Raw genomic sequence first — 19,724 nt, 5'->3', positions numbered from 1 at the left:
GCGTGGGGTTCCGCAGTCACGACGAAACGGCCTGCGGCGAGACGGCGTTTGAAAACCTCAGGTGTCGGTCTGTCCGCCACTGCTGGCGCCCGGTTCGGGCCCGTCGGGTACGGACGGAGTCCCGAGCGTGAGGGCCTTCCGGTCGACCGTCGAGTCGTTCAACTCGATCGGGTCGCCGGTCACCCTGATCGTCGAGTTGGCGACGAGGCAGTCCTCGGAGTTCGTGAAGACGATCCCCTCGCGGTCGGCGCCGGTCTGTTCGATCTTGCAGTTCCGGAACGTCGTCCCGTGGCGGTCGGCGATGTCGACGGTCGCTCCCTCGGCCGCCTTCCCAGTGATCGTCACGTTCTCGAACGTGAGGGGGGCCTCCGTCCCGCCCCCGTTGGCGTGCGTCGCGTCGATCGCGCTGAAGTCGTCGCGGTCGACCTGTATCCGCGTGTTCTTGATCGTCGAGCTCCCGTGGTCGGGGTGATAGGAGATGGCGCCGAACCCCTCGCCGGCGTCCTCGCCGATGCGGATGTCGCAGTCCTCGACCACCTGCCCGTTGCGCGCCCGCAGGCGGATGCCGCGGACGTTCAGATCGCTCTCGGAGATGGTCGGCGGGACCTTGTCGACGACGACGGTCGCGTGTCTGACCGTCGACCCCGTCGACCCGATGCGGATGTTCGCGATGTTGTTGTTCTCGTAGCGACCGCCCCGGACGTGGACCGCCCCGTTGGCGCCGCGATAGCCGTCGTAGTCGGCGCCCGGCGCCGACGCGTAGAGGCCGTTGTTCGGGAAGTTCGCGACCTCGCAGTCGCGGAACGTCACCGTCCCGGCGTGGTCCTTCCCGACGAAGATACCGACGCCGTTGCCCCCGTCGTGGCCGCCGTCGCGCGCCACGATCCGCTCGACGAGGCCGATCCCCTCCTCGTCCTGGACGTCGAAGCGGTAGGCGACGTGCTTGCGGCTCTTGTCGGTGTCGGGGAGTTTCCCCTTCGTCCGGAGGTCCCTGGCGATGAAGTTCCCGTGCGTGACCAGTCTGAGCGAACCGCCGTACCCCGGCTCGGTGTAATCGAACGTGATCCCTTCGAGGAGCACGTCCGAGACGTCCCGGAAGTCGATGAACGCCTCCCGGAAGTCATCCCGCGGGACCGCGGGCCTGATGACGGCGTCGTCTCTGGGCAGGGAGGCGAGGCCGACGTTGCGGACGTCCCTGACGCGCAGCTCGGGGAGCTCGTACTCGCCCGTCGGGAAGTACAGGAGGGTGTCGTCCGTGTTGATGCCCTCCGCGACGACCTCGCCGACCGACGAGTCGCCGCTCGCGGCCTGGGCGACGTTGACGATCGAGTCGTAGCGCTCGCCGTAGCGCTCGACGATCTCGGGGACCGGGGTCGGGGAGGGCGACGGGGTCGGCGTGGAGGGCTCTGTCTCGGTGGGAGCGGGGTCGGTGGGCGTCTCCGTCTCGGGCGGTGTCGGTTCCACCGTCTCCTCGCCGTCCGAGCGGCACCCGGCGAGTCCCGCGGCCACCGCTGCAGCGATACCGGCGCGCAAGAAGCCGCGTCTCGTCCGCTCTTCAGCAGGCATTCGTTGCTATTACCTCCCTCCCGCTAATTGTTATGACGCTGGTACCACTCGCAGCCGCCGCCTAGGGGTCGCCGACGCGACCGGGATCGGGAGCTGTCAGCGGCAGCGCCCCGGAACGCGTCGAGAGCGGTCGGCGGTCTCACCTCGCCTCTCAGACGGATTCGCCAGGAGGGCGTCAGGCGGCCGCTACGGCCGATAAGGCGGGGATAACAAAGCGCGAATCGGGCGAGGTGTCGGTCGATGAAGGTATCAGTGTTCGGTCTGGGATACGTCGGCTGCGTGATGACCGCCTGTCTGGCGCGCGAGGGTCACGAGGTCGTCGGGGTGGACGTGAACCCGGAGAAAGTCGAGACCGTCGCCGGAGGGGAATCGCCGATCGAGGAGCCGGGCGTCGGCGAGGCGATCGCCGAGGGCGTGGCCGAGGAACGCATCGAAGCGACGACCGACGCCACCGCGGCCGTGCTGGACTCGTCCGTCTCGTTCCTGACGGTCGGCACGCCGCTGGACGACACGGGCCAGTTGAGTACGACGAACCTCTACAACGTGGTCGACTCCATGGTCGAGGCGGTCGACGAGAAGGGGAACCACCGGGTCGTCGTCCGCAGCACCGTCCCGCCCTCGACGACGCGCAGCCTGCGCGAGTACATGGACTCGAAGACCGCGGAGGGGACCGACGTCGACTTCGCGGTCAACCCCGAGTTCCTGCGCGAGGGCGCGGCGATGGACGACTTCTTCGACCCGCCGTACGTCGTCGTCGGGACCTTCGAGGGCGACGCCGCCGAGGACCTGGTGAACCTCTACCGGACGCTCGGCCTCGACGGCGAGGTGCGCACGGTCGCCCCGGAGGAGGCCGAGTCGCTCAAGATGGTCAACAACGCCTTCCACGCGCTGAAGATCTGCTTCGCCAACGAGGTGGGGTCGCTCGCCTCCGCGGCGGGCGTCGACGGCCGCGAACTGATGGATCTCGTCCAGAGCGACCGGAAGCTCAACGTCTCCGAGCAGTACCTCGACCCCGGCTTCGCCTTCGGCGGGTCGTGCCTGCCGAAGGACTCGCGGGCCATCGCGACCATCGCGGAGGACAACGGCGTCTCCGCGCCCCTGCTCGACAGCATCCCCGAGAGCAACGACGCGCACATCGAGCGCGTCCGCGACCGCGTCGAGTCCGTCGACGGGTCGACCGTCGGCATCGTCGGCATCGCGTTCAAGTCCGACACGACCGACATGCGCAACAGCCCCGGCCTGCGGCTCGCCAAGCAGCTCGACGACGAGGTGCTGTTCTACGCGGACGGTCTCGACCCCTCCGAGGCGGTCGGCTCGAACCGCGACTACCTCGACAAGACGATGCCCGACCTGACAGACCGCCTGGTCTCGGACCCCGACTCGTTCCTGGACCGGGCCGACGTCGTCGTGTTCGCCAACAACTGCGCGCGCCCCGAACTGACGACGCGACTGGAGGACACGCCCGTCTGCGACCCCGTCGGGACCGTCCCCGAGGTCGCCGACGACGTCCCCGAGTACCACTCGGTCAGCTGGTAGTCGCGGACGGCGATCGGGTCGACCGACCGGCGAACCGGCGGCGCGCCACCGGCCGACCGGCGCCGACGGCCCTCCGGCGAAACGGTCCCCTAACCGGTCTCCGGCGCGTTTAGCGGACTGTTACTAACGGACACGAGGCCCCTCCCGGTAGCTGATGGTTCAGAGGACTGAACAGCGGGCGGATCGACGGAGTGACGGCCCGGCGGACGGACTGCGCGTCTGCGTGTTCACGAGCGCCCACGACGCGACTGATTCCCGGGTCGTCGGTCGCGAGGCCGTCTCGCTGGAGGAGGCGGGCCACGACGTCACGTACTACACGCCATTCGACGGCGACTCGCCGGTCGAGACGGTGACCTACGGCGACGCCGAGGAAGGGTCGATGATCTCGATCGGCGAGCGACTGCGCGCCGCCGCCGACGTGGCGCGGGTCCTCGCCGACACCGACTACGACGTCTACCACTTCCACGACGTGGAGTGTCTCCCGGTCGGGGCCTTCCTCTCGGTCGCGACGGACGGGACGGTCGTCTACGACGTCCACGAGAACGTCGAGGACACGCTGGCCCACAAGCCGATCTTCCCCGAACCGATCCGACCGGTCGCCGCGAAGGCGGCCGGGCTGGTCGAACTCGGCCTCTCGCGCGTCGTCGACGAGATCGTCACCGCCTCGCCCGACATCGCCGAGCGCTTCGCGGGTCAGGACCCGACGGTCGTCACGAACTACCCCCAGCGCCGGTGGGCCGAGGGGACCGACCCGATCGAGGACATCGAGCCCGACGGGGAGGGACCGACGAAACTGGTCTATCGCGGGCTGCTCTCGGAGAACCGCGGGATCCACACGTTGATCGAAGCGGTCGACCGGATCCCCGACGCCTACGACGTCGAGCTGTCGATCGGCGGCAAGTACGGCTCCGACGAGGAGCAGGCGGCCATCGAGCGGCACATCGAGGCCTCCGACCGGGTGGAGTTCGTCGAGTGGTTCCCCTCGCTGGAGGGGATGATCGACCACTTCCGCGCGGCCGACGTCGGGACGATGTGCTTCCACCCGGACCCGAACAAGACCGACGCGGTCCACCGCTCGAACAAGCTGTTCCAGTACATGTCCGCGGGCCTGCCCGTGGTCGTCTCGGACATCGGCAACTGGGGGACGCTCGTCGAGGACGTCGACTGCGGCGTCGCCGTCGAACCGGAAGACCCCGACGCGGTCGCCGAGGCGCTCGTCTCGCTCATCGACGACCCCGACCGGCGCGCCGAACTCGGACGCAACGGCCACCGCGCCGCGCTGGATCGGTTCAACTGGGAGAGCCAACAGGAGAAACTCCTCGACGTGTACGAGCGCCACACCCCCGCGCCGTACCGCGGTAATGCCGGCCAAGACGGCACCGAGTCCCGGCGCGTCGAACCGACGGATTGAGCCGACCCGGGTAGCCGCCCCGTACTTATGGCTCTCTGCCCGGTTTCCTCGCTTGTGCACGCCACCACGAACGACCCGGCGACACCGACGTGCAAATCATGAGCGGCGAACGGAACTCGGTCCTGTTCGTCCACCACCGGGACATCTCGACGTCGTACGGTTCGACCGCAGAGCACCACGTCTCGCGGAAGATGGCAGAGTCGGCGACCGTCCACGTCCTCTGTCACGGCCGCCGGGACGTAGAAGACGAGGACGGCCCGCCCCAGGACGTCGTCTACCACACCGTCGACACGGGGTCGATCCCCCTCGTCTCTGGAATCCTGTTTCACGCCCTGTGCCTGCTCTACGGAGTCGTCCTGGGGATTCGCCACCGGTACGATGCGGTCTACTCCTTCCAGCGGACCGTTCCCCAGGGGTGGGCCACCGCGACGGCCGGCGGGTCCCGATTCGTCGTCGGCCTCGTGTCCGTCCCCGTCAGACAGAAGCGCGACTTCATCGAGTCGAGCGGGAGGAGGGATCTGAAGAGTCGCCTCACGATGGAACTGAAGTCGCTGTACGCGGCGCTGTTCGGCGCGCTCCTCGTCCGGACCACGGCGGTCGTCTGCCTGACCGAGGGCATCCGCCAGGTGACCGAGGAGGAGTACGGCGTCGACCTCTCCGACGCGTTCGTGATCGGGATGGGCGTCGACGTCGACGCGTTCGTCGAGGGGGCCCGCCGAGGCGCCGAGGGCCGGCGCGCGGACGACGAAGCCGACCTGGTCGTCACGTACGTCGGTTCGATCGGCCTGATCCGGGGGATCGGCGACGTCATCGAGGCGGTCGACGAGAGCGACCACCACATCAGGTTCCGCGTCGTCGGCGACGGCGACGACGAGACCGTCGAACAGCTGCAGGCGCGAGCCCGCGAGCTTGGTGTCGCCGACCGCGTGGAGTGGGTCGGACTGGTCCCCCACGACGAGGTCCCGCGGATGCTCGGCGAGACGGACGTCGCCGTCTCGCCCCTCGGCGACATCGAGTCGTTCCGGATCAGCTTCCCCGGGAAACTCCTGGAGTACATGGCCGCCGGGACGGTCGTCGTCGCGACCGACCTCCTGGCCCACCGGCAGCTGCTGACCCACGGCGAGAACGGGCTCCTCTACGACGGCACCACGGAGGAACTCGTCGCGACGCTCGACGCGTGCGTCGAGGGCGACGTGGACACGCGTGCGCTCGCCCGCAACGCTCGTTCGACCGCCGAGGACTACGATTGGGACGTCATCACCGCGAGACACGAGCGAGTGCTGTTCGACCGACTCGTCGAACAGCGGCGAGCGGCCCCGGTCTCGGCGTGACCGTCCCGGAGCCACCGCGAACCGATCGGATCGCCCGGAGCCACCGCCGAACCGATCGAATCGCCCCGACCCACCGCCGAACCGGCCGAGCGGCCCGGAACCGCCGTCGAATCGACCGAGTGACCTGGGACCGCCGTCGGATCGGTGGGTAGCGGGTCCGGACGGACCCTCCCCCTTAGTCGACTCATACTTTATATCCCCGAGGGAGTGTCCCCCCGTGTGAATCGAGCTATGGATCCAATTCTGTCTCTCCCGACCGGCGCGGCCGCGGGTTCAGACGCGGAGACTCCCTCGATGGTCTCCATCGAGTCGGTGACCGTTGACGGCGGGCGGATCGAATCGACTGTCGAGTACAGCGACGACCTGCGGCCGTTCTTCGACGAATCGCCCTTCTACGTGGAGTACGACGTGGACGTATCCGACCTGCCGCCGTCGATCCTGTCGATCCCGGTGCTCGCACAGGTCTGTCCGGTCGCCTGGGCGCTCGGCGCTGACGTGCGCGTCCCGGTCGTCGACCGACGCTTCCTCGACTCGCTGGAGGCGGTCGGGCGCGCCCTCTACGAGATGTACCCGTTCATCGACGGCGGCCGGGTGATCGCCGAGCGGGCGCCAGCGTGGAGCGAACGCGATCGAGGGCCGGCGGGGCCAGCGGAGAGCACCGCGGCGACGCCCGGCGAGTCGGGCACCGCCGACGGGGCGGGCATGCTGTTCACCGGCGGGGTCGACTCGCTGGCGACGTACGTCCGCCACCGCGAGGAGGAACCGACGCTGATCACCGTCCAGGGGTGGGTCGTCGGCGTCGACGACACCGACCGGTGGCGGCGAATGAGCGCCCGGACGGAGCGGTTCGCCGAGCGCTTCGGCGTCGACGCCCAGTTCGTCCGGTCGAACATGCTGGAGTTCCTCGACACGACGATGCTGAGCGCGCACTTCCACGACCGCCACGACGGCGGCTGGTACAGCGCCGTCGGCTCGGGGCTCGGGTTGCTCGGTCTCTGTGCGCCGCTCGCCGTCGCTACCGGCATGGGTCGGATCTACGTCGCCGCCTCGGTCTGGCAGGGGATCGAGGTGCCGCCGGTGCTCGACCACTGGGACGGGGTCGCGATGCCGTGGGGTTCGCACCCGAACATCGACGACGAGATCGCGTGGGCCGACGCCCGGGGCGTCCACGACGTGTTCGAACTCGACCGCCAGGAGCGAATCGGCGTCGTCGCCGACTACGTCCGCGAACGCGACTCGACCCTGCCCGTCTACTCGTGTTCGGCGTCGGAAGCGGCCGAGAACTGCGACCGCTGCGAGAAGTGCCTCCGGACGGCGATCGGGCTCGCGCTCGAGGGGCTGGACCCCGCCGACCACGGGTTCGACATCGGTCGGCACACCTTCCAGCGGGCGGTCCGGAAGTTCGAGGCCGGCGAGTGGCTCAACGACGAGCACGCCCCGTACCACTGGCAGGGTTTCCAGCAGCGGCTCTCCCCCGACGACGACCTACCCATGGAGGGCTCCGAGGAGTTCCTCCGCTGGCTCCAGGACGCCGACTTCGAGGCGGTCGCGGGCAGCCCGACGCGCGACCGCCTCGTCCGGGCCGCCGCGCGACACACCCCCTATCCCGTCTACGCGACGGCCTACCCGCTGTACGGCGCGGTACAGAAGCACCTCAACGGCGGGTGACTCCGAGGCGAGCGGCCGGGAACAGTGCGGGTTCGGACGGTGCAAAGATGTTCTGGTAAACGGCCTGTACCGGCTGAAATCTCCGCATAACAATTGGGCCATATCTGTAAGCAATTGGCGAACAGCCGCCCGACGCGGGCGGTTCCCCCAAGACAATGAGTGTGCCACCTCGCAGCCGATCGGTTCGCCCTCACGGGCTGTCGCTCGCCAACCGCCTCGCTTTCGCCAACCGCCCTGCTTCGCCCACGCGGCGACGCCGGAGCCGCCCCGCCGGCGGCCGGCCGGCGACGGTGAAGCAATGACGCTCGGTGACGCAACCGTCGTCGAAGAGATCGTCAGAGACGGCTGTTACGTCAGCGACTTCCAGTTCGACCCGCCGGATCTGGCCGCGCTCGCGGGCCGCGTCGACGACCTGTCGTTCGTCGACCTGCTTGACGTGGGACCGGGGACCGGCTTCGGCACGACGACGCCGGAGCCCACGCCGCCCGACGCCCGCCACCTCGACATCGTCGCCGACGCGACCGACCAGACGGGTCTCACGACGCTCATGCTGCCCGGCGTCGCCGGCCAGAGCGAGGTCGACCTGATCGCCTCCTACGAGGACGCGTTCGACCTCGTCCGCGTCGGCGTCGACGCCGACGACCCCCACGCCGCGCGGCCGCTCCTCCGCGAACTCGCAGACCTCGACGTGCGGACGAGCCTCAACCTGCTGAAGACGTACCTGATCTCGCCGTCGGAGGCGGTCGACGCCGCCCACTTCGGCGTCGAACACGGCGCCGAAGTGGTGTACGTCGTCGACTCGGCCGGCGGGTTCACGCCGGAGGACGTCGGGACGTACGTGACGTCGATGATCGACACCGGCGCCGCCGTCGGCTACCACGGCCACGACAACATCGGGTTCGGCCTGGCCAACGCGGCCACGGCCATCGACTGCGGCGCCAGCTACGTCGACGCGTCGCTCCAGGGCATCGGCCGGAGCGCCGGCAACACGCAGACGGAACTCCTCTGCGGCCGCTACGCGTCGGACGTGTCGCGAGCGGACTGGCGGCGCCTCCGCGACCTCGAAGACCTCGTCGAGTCGGTGTACCCCGGCGAGTCGGGCGTCGCCGTCGACGACGTGCTCTACGGGCTCGCGGGCTTCCACTCCTCGTTCTCGGACCAGTTGCGCGCGCTCGCCGCCGAGTACGACGCCTCGTTCACCGACCTGCTCGTATTCGCCGCGAAGCACGACTGCTCGACCGTCGACGACGTGCGACGGACCTACGAACCCGGTCGACAGGAGTCGGCGCCCGTCCAGCCCGACGCCGCCGAGCGCTCGACGAACTGAGCGCTCGACCGGCAACCGATTTTCAGACCGGCGTTCGACGCCCGTCTCGGCCCCTGGACTCGGCGAGTAGCGAGCGCAGAGAACGGCCGTCGCGGCACTCCGAGCGGTGTTCTCAGACGAGCGTGTTCAGCGCGTCGCGGACGAACGGCTTCGGGTCGTCCAGCCGGAGGTAATCGAAGCGGGGGTGTTCACGCAGCGACTCGATGACCTCGGCGAACGCCTCGCGGCGGTCTGGTCGCTCGACGAGTTCCTCGTCGTCGAACAGGACGCTGTGGAGGTACGACAGCTCCCCGCGGAGGAGGTGGCCGGCGGTGCCGACCTCGTAGTCGTCGTCGATCCGGTCGCGCTCCCCCCGGGCGAGTTGCCAGTAGTGATACGGGAAGTCCGCGCCGGCACGGACGGAGAACGGCAGCGACGACCACAGCCGCGGGTTGATCTCCATCAGTTCGAACTCGCCGGTCTCGTCGTTGCGCAGGAACTCGACCATCGCGAGGCCGTGCCAGTCGAGTTCGCCCAGCAGCGCGCGCCCGGACTCGCCGAGTTCGGGGATCGACACCGACTCGCGGAAGGAACTCGGCCCGCCGGCGTAGTTGTACGCGCGGACCTGTCGGTGCTGGAACGTCGAGACGGGCTCGCCCTCGTCGTACAGCGCGAAGAAGGCGTACTCGTCGGTCGTCGGCAGGAACTCCTGGACGATCGGCGTGTGGCCGTTCTGGTGGCGGATCGTCTCGACGTCGGGTTTGTCGCCGTTGAGGTACTGCGTCGAGGGCGGGTCGCGAGACTTCTCGGGCGGGTAGTCGTCGACGTATGCGTCGGCCAGCAGGGTGTAGCGACCCTTGACGATCCACTCGCGGTCCCAGTCGTCGACCTCGTCGAGGAGGCGGGTGTCCGGGACGGCGACGCCCGCGCGCTCGGCGGCGTCGAACAGTTGGACGCGGTCCTGCACCCGTTCGAGACCCTCCCGGGTCGGCCACTGGGCCTCGACGTGCGGTTCGAACTCCTCGCGGTAGCGGGCGAGGGCGTACACGTCCTCCTCGCGGACGGGGAGGATCGTCAGCACGTCCGGGCGCATCGCGAGGGCGAGCAGGGCGTCCTTGTACGCGACCAGGTCGTCGTGCGGCGAGGGGACGACGATCGTCTCGCCCGCGTAGCGCGAGCGGAACGCCGCGGCGTCGTCGTCCTCCGAGACGACGATCGTGTGGATGCCCCGTTTCCCGAGCGACCGGACACAGGCCACGCTGCTCGGCGCGTCGATAGCCGGGACGACGACCGACCGCGGCCCGTCTGCAGGATCGATACTCATCTCCTCGCCGATTCACGCGAGCGTCCCGTTAGTATTGACCGCCGGAACCCGAGAAGTGTCCGCCTACCGCCCCGATCCGCACCCGACGCGCCGAATCGCCCGTCGAGTTCCGGTCGTCGGACCGCTCAGGCCTCGCCGGCCTCGGTCGCGTCGTCGATACGCGCCCACTGGTCGTCGGAGAGCGACACCTCGATGGCGTCGAGGTTCTCGTCGAGCTGGTCGACGGTCCGCGCGCCGATGATCGGGACGCAGGTGAACCGCTCGTGGTCCATGAGCCAGCGCAGCGAGACCTGGGCCGGCGTCGCGTCGACCTCGTCGGCGACCGCGCGGATCTCGTCCAGGACCTCCCACGCCTGGTCGTCGAGGTACCAGTCCGTGAAGTGCTCGTCGAGGTCGCCCCGCGAGTCGTCCGGCGTCTTCACCTCGCCGTCGCCGACGCGCTCGTACTTGCCGGTGAGGAACCCGCCGTGCAGCGGCGAGTACGGACACACCGCGATGTCCTGGTCGGCGCAGACGTCGAGGTACTCCGAGACGGGGTCGCGGTACGTCGCCGAGTACTGCGGCTGGGTGACGGCGAACGCCTCGTAGTTGTTCACGTCGGCCTGCCAGAGGCCCTTCGTGAGCTTCCAGGCGTCACACGTCGAGATGCCGACGTAGTGGACCTTCCCCTCGCTGATCAGGTCGTCGACCGTCCGGAGCGCGTGGGCGATGTCGACGTCGTCGTCGAAGCGGTGGAAGTACAGGACGTCGAGGTAGTCGGTGTCAAGCTTCTCCAGCGACCCTTCGACCTCCGCGCGGATGTTCTTCCGCGAGAGGTTCTCCTGGAAGCGCGAGACGTCCGACCAGTAGCACTTCGAGGCGATCACGTAGTCCTCGCGGTCCCGTTCCTCCAGCCACTCGCCGATCCACTTCTCGGAGCGGCCCTCGCCGTAGCCGTTGGCCGTGTCGATGAAGTTCCCGCCGCGGTCTTCCAACGCGTCGAGCAGTTCGTGTGCCTCCTCGCGGTCGGTCTCCATGACGCCGCTGTCTTCGTGTTCGAGGCCGAAGCGCCACGTCCCGAGACAGATGGGCGATACCTGCAATCCAGTCGAGCCGAGTCGCACGTACTCCATGGTAACACAGTGTGACGGCCGCGTGTTAACCGGTCGGGTCCCGGAAGCCCCTTCCGGTCGTCGCTCGGCGAGAACCCGGGCCTGGCCCAGTAGTCGCCGGGACACACCGCGACTGTCGGTCACCGCTCGTCGGCCCACAGCGCGGCCGCCGTCGCCGTGATCAGGACGAACGCGATCAGCGAGAGGTTCGGGATGGTGAGGCCGACGACGCGCAGTTGCACGGCCGCGCAGCCGCCGAACGCGCAACGACCGCCCGACGCAAGCTGGAGCCAGGAGTGATACGCCGCGAGGGCCGCGCCGCCGGCCGACAGCGGCAGGACCGTCCGGTAGACGCCGACTCGGCGTTCGAGGAGCGCGACGCCGAGGACGACGACGAGGGGGTACATGAGGATCCGCTGGTACCAGCACAGCTCGCAGGGGACCAGCCCCATCCCGAGCGAGAAGTACAGGCTCCCGGCCGTCGCGACCGCGGCGACGAGCGCGCCGAACGCGAGCAGCGCGTGCGCGTCGAGGCGGTCGGTGGCGCGCTGGGTCACGGCCGACGCCTCGCGGCCCGCCTCAAAAGAACTTCCGAGTCGACGCTTCCTTCGGTGGCAGGGGCCGCTCGTCCCCGGTCAGGCCTCCGAGCGACCGTTCCACTCGTAGCCGTTCTCGGCCAGGCCGTCGCGGACGTGCGGGACGTGCTCGGGGTCGACGGGCCCCTTCGGTTCGACCGCCGGACGGTCGTCCGGCGCCTCGAACTGGTAGCTGACAACGACGATCACGCCCTCGTCGTCGACGCCGGTGAGTTCGACGACCAGTTCGCCGTCGTACGGGTAGACCGCGCAGTTCGTGATCTGGTCGGGTTCGCCCGGCGGCACGGGTTCACGCTCCGCCCGCGATGGGGGCGTCGTCGGGGACCTCGTTCGGCAGTCGATTCGCACCGTCACCGAGACGGTCGAGTCCGCGCCGGGAGGTACTCATCTCGTGACCCTCCCGGTCTGCTCGTCGGCGGTCTCGTCGTCGTCCGTGACGGCGTGGAAGTGTTCGTCGCAGAGAAACGGCGTCCGGTCGGTGACCTCGTAGTCGACTTCAGAGACGAGCCGCTGGTCGCCTTCCCGGAGCGCCGGGGACCAGGTCGCGAAGCCGACGTGGCCGTCGCGGTCGCACATGACGCAGGTCCGCTCGGCCTGGCTGAAGCGGTCGAGGGCGCGCCCGAACTCCTCGAACTCGCAGTTGCGACAGAAGCCGCCGAGCTCGCGACCCGACACCGTGTCGACGACGGCGCGATTGTATCCGGCCTGCCGACCGCAGCGGATGCAGTTCATCGTGTTCACCTCCGTGTTCGTTCGGACATTCTACTCACGTGAGCAGGGACTAATACGTGAGTAGCCCGGTGAAACTGATAGATCTGACAGTCTTCGTATTCGAATTTGTCAGCTCTCGTCGCGTGGTAATTCGGTATCCTCTCTGATCACATTCAGTTCTGCTCTTAACTCCGCGTAGCCCCCCCGGCCGCTGTACTCACGCGGATTGAGACTGCCCCGACTTTCGATTCAGGCGCGCTCGCGTTGATTTATCACAGCGGTACCCGGAATTAGCCGCAAACCGCCGTCTCGACGCGAAGGCGACCGCCGGCAGAGTACTGTCGGCGACGACGGATAACGAGACTGTCAGTGATTGTTTTCGCATATGTCACGACTGTATATCAATATCGGATCTGTCGGTAGCGGCCCGATGTCGCTGGAACGGACCACGGTTTCAGGTGGAATAGTTGCCGGATAGGATTCTTCGCTCGGATCTACTCGGTTCGCCGGCAGATATCTGAGATATACTGACCGTGTGTTTCAAACGTGATTTTCGGGAAGGTGTGCGGCACGGAGTACTCGCGGAGCGGTTGCGCAGGAGAACACCTTGCGGGGATACTGCCCGAGAGAACGTCGGCGAGGGGTGAGAGCGCGCCGTTACACGAAGCGGAACGTCTCGAGGTTCTTCGGCGCGAACGTGCGCATGTTGAACTCGTGGTACAGCGCCGAGGAGAGGTCCTGCGTCGAGGACTCGTCGCCGTGGACGCAGAGGACCTTCTCGGGCCGGGGGTTCATCGTGCGGACGAAGTTCTCCAGGCCCTGGCGGTCGGCGTGGCCGGAGAACCCGTCGACGGTCTCGACGTCCATGTTCAGCGAGAGCGTGTTCGCGCGGCCGCCACCGTTGTTGACGGGAATCTCGTCCCAGCCGTTCTGGATGCGGCGACCGAGCGTCCCCTGCGCCTGGTAGCCGACGAAGATCATCGTCCCGTCGTCCTGCCCGCCCACGTGGCGCAGCCAGGACATGATCGGGCCGCCCTCGACCATCCCGGAAGTCGAGAGGACGATACAGGGGCCGCCGTCGGCGACCTCCTGGCGCTCCTCCTCGCCGCCGTCGATGTGGTTGAACTGGTCGGCGAGGAACGGGTTCTCGTCGTCGTGGAAGATCCGGTCGCGCAGGTCATCGCGGAGGTACTCGGGGTAGGTGGTGTGGATGGCCGTCGCCTCCCAGATCATCCCGTCGAGGTGGACCGGTACCGTGGGGATCTCGCCCTCGCGCATCGCCTCCTCGAGGACGAGCATGATCTCCTGCGAGCGCCCGACGGCGAACGCGGGGATGAGCACCTTCCCGTCGCGCTCGATGGTCTCGCTGATGACCTCCTTGAGCTTGCGCTCTGAGTCGGCCTGGTCGGTCTGGTAGTCGTTGCGGCCACCGTAGGTCGACTCCATGACGAGCGTCTCGACCCGGGGGAACTCGTTGACGGCGCCGTTGAACAGGCGCGTGTCGTCGTAGTGGATGTCGCCGGAGAAGGCGACGTTGTAGAGGCCGTCGCCGATGTGGAAGTGCGAGATGGCCGACCCGAGGATGTGCCCGGCGTTGTGGAAGGTGAGCTTGATGTCCGGGGCGATGTCGGTCACGTCGCCGTACTCCAGCGGGATGCAGTGTTTGATCGCCTCCCGGACCATCTCGGACTCGTAGGGCGGCGCGCGGCCTTCCTTCGCGGCCACGTCGAGGTAGTCAAGCGTCAGCAGGCCCATCAGGTCCCGCGTCGGCTCCGTGCAGTAGATTGGGCCGTCGTAGCCGTACTTGAACAGCAGGGGGATGAGCGCCGAGTGGTCGAGGTGGGCGTGGGTGAGCACGACCGCGTCCAGCGAACTCGGGCCGGACCCCAGGGCCTCGGGCACCTGGAGGTAGGGCACCTCGTCCTCGGCGCCCGGCTTGTCGCCGCAGTCGATCAGCACGCGCGTCTCGGGCGTCGAGAGGATGAAGGAGGCGCGCCCGACCTCTCGGCAACAGCCGAGCGTCGTGATGCGGACCCACTCGTCGTCGGACATCTCCTCGCGGTGGATCTGGCGACCGATCCGTTCGAGGATGTCCCGCCGGTCGTCCCGTTCCTGCTTGAGGAAGTTGCGGACGTTGTTGACCGTCGCCGACTCGATGGGGGGCGTGCGGACGACCTCGGGCGTCCAGCCGACCTCCTGGGTGATCTCCCGGAGCGTCGAGCCGTGTCGGCCGATGACCATCCCGGGCTTTTGGGCTTCGACCACCACTTCGCCGGTGTCGTGGTGGAAGTCGAGGTCGGTCACGCCCGCGTCCTCGGGGATGATCCCCTCGATGGTCGCGCGCGCATCGTCCGGTTCCGACAGTTCGCTCGGGTCGGGCCGGACCGTGATGCGCTTGCGGAGCTTCGAGGCGAGCTTGCGGATGAGGTCGCCGTTGCTCGCGAACGTCTTCGGATCGCGGGTGTACACCACCAGCTCGGGCCCCTCGTAGGTGACCTCCGTGATGGAGATCTCGTTCGGAACTTCCTGTTCTATCTCTGCTCTGATATCGTCGAGTTGCTTGTCTACTTGACTCATAGCTGCGAAAACAGGGTCGGACCGGCCGGCCACCGGGCTCGGTGCGCGCTCGGGCGCTCACCGTTCCGATCGCCACGGCGTACCTGCCGGGATCTGAAAGCAATATTCATAGGTCGGTTTTCCTACTGGCGTAGTCCACTCCGGACCCTACACGGAAGTGTCCGGAAAACCGGCTTACCTCGGTCTAATTCCCCGGTGTTATAAAAGCCTTCGCAAAACAGTAGACGCTCCGACGCGTTCGGCCGGTATGCGCCTGACACCTGCGGTGGTCGCCGCCGAGCGCGAGTGGGTCCGCGAGCGCGCGCCCGTCGTCGTCGCGCTGATAAACGAGACGCGCGCCCAGCTCGGCGAGCGCTTCGGGACGGACGTGGCGACCGTCGACGCCGACCAGTACCGCCGGGCGGTCGACGAGGTGTTCGCGGACGGCGACCGCGCGGTCAACGTCGCCGCGCTCGTCGGCCTCCTGCGCGATCTGGACGTCGAGGGCGACTACCCGGGCTTCGTCGTCGACGAACTCCTCGGCCGGGAACTCGCGGGGACGATCGCCGGGACCCAGCCGCTGCGACTGCTCGGCGAGGCGACCTTCCACTACGCGGACGTGGCCATCGAGGACGAGGCGGGTCCCGCCGGCGTCGCGGACGGCGACCCCGCCGGCCTCGACGACCTCGACGCCGCGCTCGCCGCGGGGTTCCAGACCCGACTGCCCGGCTGGGAGTGGCGCGAGAGCGAGAGCCCGTTCGCGGTCACGGACTGAAACTCTCGGACGCTCGCCCGGCCGGCTATCGCGTACTGAACCACAGAGCGACGTAGAACAGCACGACGGCCCCGACGGGGTACCCGAGGGGGAGCAGTAACATCGCGGCCAGACCGCTCAGGAGGTCGCCCCCCTCGACGGTCGACGCGAACTGGAACAGCCACGGTCCGGCCGCCGCGGCGGCGACCCCGACCGCGCGGTGGGCGGATCGCTGCCGACGCGTGACCAGGTAGCCGAGCGCCGAAAACGCGGCGAACGGAAGTACCGCGGCGGCGAGCTTGACGGACCCGGCGTAGGACCCGCGGTAGTCCGCGGCGACGACCGCGGTGGCCGCGGCGACGGTCGCCACCGACGCGGTCACGGCCAAAACGTCTCCGCGCTCGAAGAACTCGCCGTCGGCGATCCGCTGCCCTATCGAGCGCCTGACGGCCGGCGTCTGCGACCGTGCGGTCACAGTAGCCGGCTGTCCCCCCGCCTCGGCCCGGGTCCCGGCGTCGTCCGTTCCGAATCGCGACCGCACCGACCGGACCGCCAGCCAGATCCCCGCGACGGCAACCAGCAAGACCGCGACGGTCAGACTCGGCGACGATGCCAGCCAGAGCAATATGGCGCCGATCGGCAGCACGAACGCTCCCGGCACGAGTAGCTTGAACAGAGGGTGTCATAGAATCCATCTCATACCGTGATGACGGTGCTTCCCGGATTGTCACCTCGTTCGTAGTTGGTGACGGCGACGACGAGTCGAACGCAGAGCGCAAGGAACACCTGCGCTCGGGCGTGGACGCGGCCTCGGGCGCGTAGCGTCCCGAGGCCGCAGTCCTTGACCGCATCGTTCGTTCGCTCGACCTGACTCCGGCGGTTGTACGTCTCGTCTAGGATCGACTGTTTGAGCTGAATCTCGTCACTGTGTTTCTCGATGCGGTCTTCGACTCTGTACTTGATATTGAGCGGATCGTCGGTGTTTCGCGGGTTGTACGGGGCGATTGGCACGACTCCTGCGGTCAGCAGGAGGTCGTGCCAGTCGAGCGTGTCGTAGGCGCTGTCACCGAGCATCCAGATCGGCTGGGCGACGGCGAGCGCGTCACGGGTGACGCGCATCGCCGTCTCTTCTGCGGCTTGTTTGCTCTCGGTGAACTCGGCTGCAATCGGGATCTTTGCGCCGGTTGAGACGATCGTACAGCCGTAGCCGTAATAGTACTCCTCAGCGGTTGGGTCGTAGTTCTTCGACGCATCTGGGTCGGATGGCATCGCTCGCACGTCCGTCGAATCGATTCGGTAGGTCATGTCGAGCAGGCCGCGGGCGGCGGCCTGCTCGACGAGGTGGTCGAAGACTTCGTCGACGACGTGTTCGAGGTCGGTGAGGAAGCGATCGACCGCGTCTCTTGAGGGCGGTCGATCGAAGCCACAGCTGAGCCAGACGACCGTGTTCTGGAGTTCTCGTGTGACCGGGCGAATGCCGTAGATGTCCTTGTAGTAGCAGTGGAGGAACGCTCGGAAGAGTTCTGGTGGGTGGTGGTCTCGTGTTCGCCCCCGGCGAGCGGGGGCGAACACGTCGAACTCGCTGAAAAAGTCGAACTCAAGATGCTCGAACAACGCGAGCGTCTCGGTAGCCACGACATTGAAGAACTCGTCGATAGAACCCTCTTCTTGCAGGGTGCTGGCGCTCGTAGACACAGTTCCAACACCCTGCGTCCTCGTGTGTGAGGCTTTCTATGACACCCTCCACGACGCCGCTGATGATTTTTGTTTTCGTTTTCTGAGGGTGTGTGGTCACGGTATTCGATGCACAGCCGAGTCCTCTCGCTACATCCTCGTGCGTCGTATTTTGGAGGCTGGCCATAAAGACCGTCCTCGTCGACGGGATGCCCTTGCTCTGGGACGGGACGGCACAGACGATGGATCCGTCCCGGGTACAGCGACGGATCGAAACCGCAGCCGACCGCTTTCGGGCCGAGACGGCGCGGAGCCTCGGCCTAAGTGGTGGCGACCCGGCGGGGTCTTTTGATCTCGGGTGGGGGTCGGAGGGCTGTCGCAAAGTCGTGCCAGCAGTTTCGCCGCTAATACAACCAGCAGCGCCCAAATCAATCGCTTGACGGCAAAACTCCGGCGGAGATGCTAAACTAGGCAGTGCCCAAATCCCCATTCGTTTAGCTATGACACTTTTGTTACCCCGTCTCGTTCTGCCTACCTCGCCTTCCAATACCACAGAATAACGTTGACAATGAGACCGATACCCAACATTCCCAGGTTTACCCCCGTTGAGGAATACCAGAAAATGTCAATAATGTATATTTGTCCGTTTATGACGGGCCACAACGGTTCGATAGGTTGCGAAATATCGGGGGCAGACAACATATCTGCGAACAGGTGAGACAGTGTCGCAACCCACACCCCCATGAATCCGATGACGAACTTGTTTGTGGATGACGCTAAAGAGGTTCGTCCCTATCGTTCTGCCACCTTCTTTATGAGCCGTCCGACACCGGGCCCAAGTATCGCTGCCATGACGGTGATTCCGATAATCGTGTGGAAAACTCCGTGATGGACAACTGTCTGAATGAGTTTTGCCACGTAGAGCGTGTCATAGAAACATCCCCCTGCTATCATAGGAATGTCTATGTTTTCAATCTATAACCGATTCAAAAGTATGTGCACCCGGTGCACGGCTTTCTAAAGTGGTTAGAAGACACTCATTCATCTGTAGATACTGGTATTTTTCGTCTATCAACCATCGCGTGGCTCAGAACGAACAGCTGCTGTGAGAACGGGTTCGACCGTCTCGAAGCTACTGGCTCCGAATACGTGGGTAACCACGAGAACCATTCTATGACACGCTCACGTAAATATCGATATCTGGTAGCACTCCAAACCAGAAACTGATACCAACGAACGACATCGCAACTTTCGTTCGATCTAAAAAGTACCAACTCGGAGCCAGCCATCTGAGTGCCATCCCGAGATGACCGAGTGTATCTACCATGAATCAGGTAGGGCTTCGAGTCGAAAATATCATTGACTGCTATTCAACCGTATCTGACAGTCTGCACAGACGGTTTTGATCAGGATGACGTCGCGGTGATCATCCTTTTGCTGACGTGCCTGCTGAGTCGAAGAGCGCCGAACACGACGACAATTGCACCTACTACGGAGGCAATCCAGTACACGCCGAGTTGTCGAGATTCAGCAGGTGACAGGCCAAAAATGCGGTTGATTAGGACGGGGACACCGATTGTGACCGGCACCCCGATCAGGAACGGAATGCTCCACGCTACCCCTGTCGTCACAACGATATCGATCCTGGACAGGTCGTTCTCTCGGTGAAGATAGAGGGTCACGACTCCGAGCGGGACAAATACGATCGCCAGGAAGACTGTCGCCAGCATAGTTGCTTCGTCGAACAATGCGGCCACGGAGAAACCCGCAATCAGGATCACTCCGACCACGACAGCGAATGAAAGATAGCGTAGGAATCTCGGAATGCTTCCCGTCCGTCTTTGAAGGACGAATATACCGGCCAGGGAGATCCCCAGCAGAAGAGCCATTCCCGACAGCACGGCCAACAACATCATCCCCCCAAAGGCGGCTCCGAACCCGTTGGACATACTGCAACAATCCCGTGGCTGGCGCAAATACCCACGGGACGCCTACAGTCACAAATATTCGTAATTTGATGGGTTAGCCGTGGGACGCTGCAACCACAGGTCCACAGTCGTATCGACACCGAACCGACTCCCCCGGTCCGACCGATGAGCCGAATTCGAAGGTGGACTCCGCTCTCAGTCGAGTCGGCATCGGCACGATCGAATATTATTAAAGTATTCGAGTTGAATTAATAGTAATAACCAAATTTAGC

The 19,724-nt window shown here is 66.3% G+C and carries 16 protein-coding genes; 6 read left to right on the top strand and 10 right to left on the bottom strand.

Features of this window, described 5'->3' with window-relative positions; all coding sequences use genetic code 11:
* Positions 1 to 57: 57 nt before the first annotated feature.
* The gene (locus PSC72_RS01110; RefSeq protein WP_274324060.1) at positions 58 to 1,566 is read right to left on the bottom strand and encodes a right-handed parallel beta-helix repeat-containing protein; all 1,509 of its coding nucleotides are present in this window, start codon (positions 1,564 to 1,566) and stop codon (positions 58 to 60) included.
* A gap of 240 nt (positions 1,567 to 1,806) precedes the next feature.
* On the opposite strand from PSC72_RS01110, the gene PSC72_RS01105 reads away from it, so the two are divergent.
* From PSC72_RS01105 to PSC72_RS01085, 5 genes are all read left to right on the top strand, one after another.
* Complete coding sequence (locus PSC72_RS01105; RefSeq protein ID WP_274324059.1) at positions 1,807 to 3,102, top strand: nucleotide sugar dehydrogenase; 1,296 nt, start codon at positions 1,807 to 1,809, stop codon at positions 3,100 to 3,102.
* A gap of 154 nt (positions 3,103 to 3,256) precedes the next feature.
* Positions 3,257 to 4,513, top strand: a complete 1,257-nt coding sequence (locus tag PSC72_RS01100) for a glycosyltransferase family 4 protein (RefSeq protein ID WP_274324058.1) — start codon at positions 3,257 to 3,259, stop codon at positions 4,511 to 4,513.
* Positions 4,514 to 4,611: 98 nt separating this feature from the next.
* Positions 4,612 to 5,844, top strand: coding sequence for a glycosyltransferase family 4 protein (locus PSC72_RS01095; protein WP_274324057.1), 1,233 nt, complete (start codon positions 4,612 to 4,614; stop codon positions 5,842 to 5,844).
* Between the two features lie 294 nt (positions 5,845 to 6,138).
* Positions 6,139 to 7,512, top strand: coding sequence for a hypothetical protein (locus PSC72_RS01090; protein ID WP_274324056.1), 1,374 nt, complete (start codon positions 6,139 to 6,141; stop codon positions 7,510 to 7,512).
* 298 nt (positions 7,513 to 7,810) lie between these two features.
* Positions 7,811 to 8,839, top strand: coding sequence for a beta/alpha barrel domain-containing protein (locus tag PSC72_RS01085; RefSeq protein ID WP_274324055.1), 1,029 nt, complete (start codon positions 7,811 to 7,813; stop codon positions 8,837 to 8,839).
* Between the two features lie 112 nt (positions 8,840 to 8,951).
* Here the strand turns inward: PSC72_RS01085 and PSC72_RS01080 are convergent, their stop codons facing one another.
* The 6 genes from PSC72_RS01080 to PSC72_RS01055 form a co-directional block, all read right to left on the bottom strand.
* Positions 8,952 to 10,142 (bottom strand): carboxylate--amine ligase, encoded by a 1,191-nt coding sequence (locus PSC72_RS01080; protein WP_274324054.1) that lies wholly within the window; start codon positions 10,140 to 10,142, stop codon positions 8,952 to 8,954.
* A 125-nt stretch (positions 10,143 to 10,267) separates the two neighbouring features.
* Entirely contained in the window at positions 10,268 to 11,254 is a 987-nt protein-coding gene (locus PSC72_RS01075; protein WP_274324053.1) for an aldo/keto reductase, read from the bottom strand.
* A gap of 119 nt (positions 11,255 to 11,373) precedes the next feature.
* The gene (locus PSC72_RS01070; RefSeq protein WP_274324052.1) at positions 11,374 to 11,790 is read right to left on the bottom strand and encodes a disulfide bond formation protein B; all 417 of its coding nucleotides are present in this window, start codon (positions 11,788 to 11,790) and stop codon (positions 11,374 to 11,376) included.
* 78 nt (positions 11,791 to 11,868) lie between these two features.
* Positions 11,869 to 12,114: a hypothetical protein gene (locus PSC72_RS01065; RefSeq protein ID WP_274324051.1), complete on the bottom strand. Its 246-nt coding sequence runs from the start codon at positions 12,112 to 12,114 to the stop codon at positions 11,869 to 11,871.
* 99 nt (positions 12,115 to 12,213) lie between these two features.
* Positions 12,214 to 12,561, bottom strand: a complete 348-nt coding sequence (locus PSC72_RS01060; RefSeq protein ID WP_274324050.1) for a hypothetical protein — start codon at positions 12,559 to 12,561, stop codon at positions 12,214 to 12,216.
* A gap of 636 nt (positions 12,562 to 13,197) precedes the next feature.
* Positions 13,198 to 15,117: a beta-CASP ribonuclease aCPSF1 gene (locus tag PSC72_RS01055; RefSeq protein WP_274324049.1), complete on the bottom strand. Its 1,920-nt coding sequence runs from the start codon at positions 15,115 to 15,117 to the stop codon at positions 13,198 to 13,200.
* A gap of 247 nt (positions 15,118 to 15,364) precedes the next feature.
* Here PSC72_RS01055 and PSC72_RS01050 point away from each other — a divergent pair, with 247 nt between their 5' ends.
* Positions 15,365 to 15,871: a hypothetical protein gene (locus tag PSC72_RS01050; protein ID WP_274324048.1), complete on the top strand. Its 507-nt coding sequence runs from the start codon at positions 15,365 to 15,367 to the stop codon at positions 15,869 to 15,871.
* A 25-nt stretch (positions 15,872 to 15,896) separates the two neighbouring features.
* Here PSC72_RS01050 and PSC72_RS01045 read toward each other — a convergent pair whose 3' ends face one another.
* The 3 genes from PSC72_RS01045 to PSC72_RS01035 form a co-directional block, all read right to left on the bottom strand.
* The gene (locus tag PSC72_RS01045; RefSeq protein ID WP_274324047.1) at positions 15,897 to 16,496 is read right to left on the bottom strand and encodes a hypothetical protein; all 600 of its coding nucleotides are present in this window, start codon (positions 16,494 to 16,496) and stop codon (positions 15,897 to 15,899) included.
* A 50-nt stretch (positions 16,497 to 16,546) separates the two neighbouring features.
* On the bottom strand, positions 16,547 to 17,545 hold the full coding sequence (locus tag PSC72_RS01040) for a transposase (RefSeq protein ID WP_274321708.1): 999 nt from the start codon (positions 17,543 to 17,545) through the stop codon (positions 16,547 to 16,549).
* A 1,385-nt stretch (positions 17,546 to 18,930) separates the two neighbouring features.
* Complete coding sequence (locus PSC72_RS01035) at positions 18,931 to 19,473, bottom strand: hypothetical protein (protein WP_274324046.1); 543 nt, start codon at positions 19,471 to 19,473, stop codon at positions 18,931 to 18,933.
* Positions 19,474 to 19,724 lie beyond the last annotated feature (251 nt).

It is taken from the genome of Halosimplex aquaticum (assembly GCF_028747785.1).
Lineage (GTDB): Archaea > Halobacteriota > Halobacteria > Halobacteriales > Haloarculaceae > Halosimplex > Halosimplex aquaticum.
The sequence above is the reverse complement of the archived record's forward strand: the minus strand, read 5'-3'. Positions and strand labels throughout refer to the sequence as shown.

Excerpts from the sequence above, each read along its gene's own strand:
- PSC72_RS01110 (WP_274324060.1), bottom strand. The coding sequence starts at position 1,566 with ATGCCTGCTGAAGAGCGGACGAGACGCGGCTTCTTGCGCGCCGGTATC.
- PSC72_RS01105 (WP_274324059.1), top strand. The coding sequence starts at position 1,807 with ATGAAGGTATCAGTGTTCGGTCTGGGATACGTCGGCTGCGTGATGACC.
- PSC72_RS01100 (WP_274324058.1), top strand. The coding sequence starts at position 3,257 with ATGGTTCAGAGGACTGAACAGCGGGCGGATCGACGGAGTGACGGCCCG.
- PSC72_RS01095 (WP_274324057.1), top strand. The coding sequence starts at position 4,612 with ATGAGCGGCGAACGGAACTCGGTCCTGTTCGTCCACCACCGGGACATC.
- PSC72_RS01090 (WP_274324056.1), top strand. The coding sequence starts at position 6,139 with ATGGTCTCCATCGAGTCGGTGACCGTTGACGGCGGGCGGATCGAATCG.
- PSC72_RS01085 (WP_274324055.1), top strand. The coding sequence starts at position 7,811 with ATGACGCTCGGTGACGCAACCGTCGTCGAAGAGATCGTCAGAGACGGC.
- PSC72_RS01080 (WP_274324054.1), bottom strand. The coding sequence starts at position 10,142 with ATGAGTATCGATCCTGCAGACGGGCCGCGGTCGGTCGTCGTCCCGGCT.
- PSC72_RS01075 (WP_274324053.1), bottom strand. The coding sequence starts at position 11,254 with ATGGAGTACGTGCGACTCGGCTCGACTGGATTGCAGGTATCGCCCATC.
- PSC72_RS01060 (WP_274324050.1), bottom strand. The coding sequence starts at position 12,561 with ATGAACTGCATCCGCTGCGGTCGGCAGGCCGGATACAATCGCGCCGTC.
- PSC72_RS01055 (WP_274324049.1), bottom strand. The coding sequence starts at position 15,117 with ATGAGTCAAGTAGACAAGCAACTCGACGATATCAGAGCAGAGATAGAA.
- PSC72_RS01050 (WP_274324048.1), top strand. The coding sequence starts at position 15,365 with ATGCGCCTGACACCTGCGGTGGTCGCCGCCGAGCGCGAGTGGGTCCGC.
- PSC72_RS01035 (WP_274324046.1), bottom strand. The coding sequence starts at position 19,473 with ATGTCCAACGGGTTCGGAGCCGCCTTTGGGGGGATGATGTTGTTGGCC.